Here is a 4,313-nt window from a genome sequence, read left to right as displayed (position 1 = left end):
AGCATCTAGTGATGATGGCATAGAGGTAACACTCCTTCCCATTCCGAACAGGAAAGTTAAGGTCTATAGCGCCGATGGTACTGCATGGGAGACTGTGTGGGAGAGTAGGACGTTGCTAGGTAAGTTATGCGGGATTAGCTCAGTTGGTAGAGCACCTGACTCTTAATCAGGGTGTCCAGGGTTCGAACCCCTGATCTCGCACCAAGCTACTGAATTTTTTCAGTAGCTTTTTTATTTGTGAAATTTTTTATTAAATGATTATTTAGATAGCATAAATTTATTTAAAGGTATTGTTATACACAATTAATAAATAGTTATTAACAAAATTTTTGATTTATAAGGGAATTTTGTGGATAAAAAAAGAAATTAATTATGTTACTTATAGAAATATAGGGAAAAGAGACTTATTTTTAATAAAAATAAATTATTTTTTAAAAAAAGTGTTGACACTATGTAAAATATTCTGTATAATCATATCTTGTTGAGGCACTTATTCGACAATAAAATTTAAGGTTCACTAGCTCAGTCGGTAGAGCACATGACTTTTAATCATGGTGTCCCGGGTTCGATTCCCGGGTGAGCCACCAAGCAAATATAAGAAAAAGAACTTTTACTTTTAAAGTAAAAGTTCTTTTTCTTATATGATATTTTTTTATTTTAAAAAATTACATGCCCTATCTAAAATACCATTCAACTCAGCTAAAGCAACTCCAAAGTTAGTGACTGGAACGTTAAAAGATTTAATTATTTCTAAACGAGAAAGAAGTTGTCTTCTGGTAAACATACATGAACCACATTGAAGTATTAATTTATATTTTGATAGATCTTTAGGAAAGTTTGATCCAGTTATTACATCTATGTCTAACTTACCTCCACATTTTTTTTCAAGAAGCTTAGGAAGCTTTTCACGTGCGATATCTCCTTTCAAAGGATGATGTGTGCATGCTTCTGATATGAGAATTTTATCATTAGGCTTTAAAGTATTTATGGCTTTGGCTCCAGCAATATATAAATCCAAATCTCCTTTATGTCGAGCCATAAGTATAGAGAATGATGTTAATTTTAAATGAGTAGGTATAGAAGCATTAACTTCTTTAAACATTTGTGAATCGGTTATAATAAGATCAGGCTCATTATTTAGACTTGATAATATATCTTCTAATTCACTATCTTTAACTGTTAATGCTAAGGCATCATGATCTAAGATATCTCTAATAATTTGCACCTGAGGCAATATGAGGCGTCCTTTTGGGGCTTGTATATCTTGCGGAGCAACAAGTATAACTCTATCTTTAGGTTTTACGATATCTCCTAGGATTGAAGTCTTTTCAAAGTCCATTGGTGCGTTATTAATTATGGCTTCTTTTAGTTTTGAGATATTTTTTCTTTCTGTAGAGCTGACTTCAACAAAAGTAATATCGAAATCTCTTTTTAATAAATCAAGATTACTTTCATATATATCGATTTTATTTATAACCCCTATTACTGGAATGTTTTTTTCTTTTAAATCTTGGAACCATTCTTTTTCTTGATTAGTATTAGAATCTCCAGCAGAGAATACTAGTACTGCTAAATCTGTTTTTTCCATAACTTCTTTAGTCTTTTCTATTCTTAGAGTTCCTAATTCACCTTCATCATCTAATCCAGCAGTATCTATTATTACTATAGGACCTAATGGAAGCAATTCCATTGACTTTGATACTGGATCTGTAGTTGTACCAGGTGTATCAGATACTACAGATATTGGTTGATTGGTTAAGGCGTTAATTAAACTAGACTTACCTGCATTTCTTTTTCCGAATATTGATATATGTAGTCTATTCGCTTTGGGTGTAGTTAACATTTTTGACCTCCTTAAATTATTGTAGATAAAAATAAAAAAACTTCTGCAAAGCAGAAGTTCTAAGCACTATAAAGCTAACTATAAAAAATAGTTTAATGTTGCTTCTATCTTCTTTGCTTAGATTTTATATCTTCACAATTAGATTAAGCTATTTATTAAATCTTTGAAATATGGGAGAACCAACTTTCTAAGAATATATTATGTATTAATTCTAACATAATATATAAGTGTAAATCTATAACATAAACTATTAAGTTAGAAAATTAAGTTAGAATTATCAAAAAACATGAATTTTTCCTAATAAATCATCTTTAATAAAGAAAATAAACTTTTTCATATTTTGAAGATCTTCTTTAAAAGTAGTTTCTTCATCTGTTTTTAAATAACCACCATTAAATAGTGTAAGCACAAAAAATAAAATACCTAAATTAATATATATATCTTTTATATCTGCTATAAATAAATTACTAATACCAATGAAATCTAGGCTTCCTCCATAGAAGATCTTATCTATAAGTGAGCATAGTGCACCAGAAAATATAAAAATGAAGCACATATCAGCCCAAAAATCTTTATTATCTTTATATAGATAATATCTATATATTTCAACAAATAGGAATAAGGCTATGATATTTAGTATTATTAATAGTGGAAAACTTACACCTGTGCCAAAGCGAGCATTTAACCAAGAACCATTAGTATTTATTATGGGATTAAATGAAAGCATTTTAGGAATTATCACTACATAGTTATCAAAATAAAAGAATTTAATAATTATTTTTATACCTTGATCTATAACCATAAATATAATAAAAGCTATAGAAAGATTTTTAAATGAGAGACCAGTTTCATTTTTAGTTCCTACCTTATAGATTAGTAGACCACTTAAAGCAAAGAGTAACATTATTGCAATATTAAAGATTATTGTTTCTGTGTCATTTATTCTTCCAGTTATTAATTCGAAAAGTACATACAATAGCCACATTAAAGGAAGAATAGCAATTGTTAAAAATTTTTTCCAGTTCATTTTATTTTGCCTCCATAAAAAATTGTACTGAATCATGATATATAAAAGTTTAACACATCAAAAAAAAAAATTCATCACTATTAAAATAATGAATTTTAGGTTACTATAGAAATGTAAAGTATTAATTTTATATATAAGGGTAAATAAATAATTTATTGAGAGAAAGAGGGTATAAAAATGTTAACGATTTTAGCAGTATCAGATTCTATAGGGGAAACAGCTAATCAAGTGGCTTTCGCAGCTGCAAGTCAATTTGAGCAAGAAGTTAAAGTTAAGAGAATACCTTATGTAAAATCATTAGAAGATGTTGAAGATGTTATTAAAGCACTAGATGAATGCGAACAAGCAATTATAGTATCCACAATTATTACAGTTAATGTTAGAGAATACTTAACACAAAAAGCAATGGAAAAAAATATATCTGTAATGAATGTTCTAGGACCAATAATAAATGTTGCATCAACCATTTTAAATACACAACCTACATATAATCCAGGTGCAATGAGAAAAACTGATGAAATATACTATAAGAGAATAGAAGCTATGGAATTTGCTATGCAATATGATGATAGTAAAGATTACAGAGGACTTAAAAATGCAGATGCTGTATTAATAGGGTTATCTAGAACATCGAAAACTCCATTATGCATGTATCTTGCTAATAAAGGAATAAAAGCAATAAATATACCTTTAATGCCTGAGGTTGGAGTACCGGATGAAATATATGAGATAGATAAGAAAAAAATATTTGGTTTGATTATAGATCCACTAAGGCTAATAGAAATTAGAAAAAAGAGGTTGGATAAATTTCATAGGATAACGTCAGATATTGAATATGCTGGAGATGCAAGAATATTAGAAGAACTAGAATTTGCAGATAAAATAATGAGAAGAATAGGTTGTAAGACTATTGATGTAACAGAAAGAGCGATAGAAGATACAGCATTAATAATCATGGAAAAGCTAGGGTATAATAAGCACTAAGATAAATATATAAAAACTTTTCCTAGTGTGTCAGTAATAGAATAATAAAGAATTTAGTAGAAATTGAGAGTATGAGCAATATAAATTAGATAAATGCTCATACTTTTTTATACATATCTAAAGTAGATGATGTTATTATAAAACACGTCGCTGAGATACATAATCTTTTAACAACAAAATAAATCAAAAATTTTAAAAAATCTTTGAAAAAAGTTGTTGACAGATATGAAAAGTGATGATAAACTAAGAAAGTCGCTTGAGGGTGACAAATAACAACGAAAGTTGTGAAAAAGAAAATGGTCTTTGAAAATTGAACAGAATATAATAAACAATTTAGTAAACCAGCAATTCTTTTATAAGAGTAAGAGCAAAGATTAAACTTTTTATTGAGAGTTTGATCCTGGCTCAGGACGAACGCTGGCGGCGTGCCTAACACATGCAAGTCGAGCGATGAAGTTT

At 28.8% G+C, this 4,313-nt stretch carries 3 protein-coding genes, 2 tRNA genes and 2 rRNA genes; 5 read left to right on the top strand and 2 right to left on the bottom strand.

Features of this window, described 5'->3' with window-relative positions:
• Positions 1–4 precede the first annotated feature (4 nt).
• The 3 genes from rrf (at position 5) to BN2920_RS00055 (ending at position 587) form a co-directional block, all read left to right on the top strand.
• Positions 5–121: ribosomal RNA gene (gene rrf, locus BN2920_RS00065) — 5S ribosomal RNA — on the top strand.
• Positions 122–128: 7 nt separating this feature from the next.
• Positions 129–204: transfer RNA gene (locus BN2920_RS00060), tRNA-Lys, on the top strand.
• Between the two features lie 307 nt (positions 205–511).
• Positions 512–587 (top strand) — tRNA-Lys (locus BN2920_RS00055).
• A 65-nt stretch (positions 588–652) separates the two neighbouring features.
• Here BN2920_RS00055 and hydF read toward each other — a convergent pair.
• Both hydF and BN2920_RS00045 read right to left on the bottom strand, forming a co-directional pair.
• Positions 653–1,843, bottom strand: coding sequence for a [FeFe] hydrogenase H-cluster maturation GTPase HydF (gene hydF / locus BN2920_RS00050; RefSeq protein ID WP_058293041.1), 1,191 nt, complete (start codon positions 1,841–1,843; stop codon positions 653–655).
• 277 nt (positions 1,844–2,120) lie between these two features.
• Positions 2,121–2,870 (bottom strand): signal peptidase II, encoded by a 750-nt coding sequence (locus BN2920_RS00045; protein ID WP_058293040.1) that lies wholly within the window; start codon positions 2,868–2,870, stop codon positions 2,121–2,123.
• A 177-nt stretch (positions 2,871–3,047) separates the two neighbouring features.
• Between BN2920_RS00045 and BN2920_RS00040 the strand changes: the two genes are divergently transcribed.
• Together BN2920_RS00040 and BN2920_RS00035 are read left to right on the top strand one after the other, a co-directional pair.
• Positions 3,048–3,854: a pyruvate, water dikinase regulatory protein gene (locus BN2920_RS00040; RefSeq protein WP_058293039.1), complete on the top strand. Its 807-nt coding sequence runs from the start codon at positions 3,048–3,050 to the stop codon at positions 3,852–3,854.
• A 382-nt stretch (positions 3,855–4,236) separates the two neighbouring features.
• A 16S ribosomal RNA gene (locus tag BN2920_RS00035) occupies positions 4,237–4,313 on the top strand; the annotation flags it as partial.

The organism is Clostridium neonatale, from assembly GCF_001458595.1.
In the GTDB taxonomy this organism is placed as follows: Bacteria; Bacillota; Clostridia; order Clostridiales; family Clostridiaceae; genus Clostridium; species Clostridium neonatale.
The sequence above is the reverse complement of the archived record's forward strand: the minus strand, read 5'-3'. Positions and strand labels throughout refer to the sequence as shown.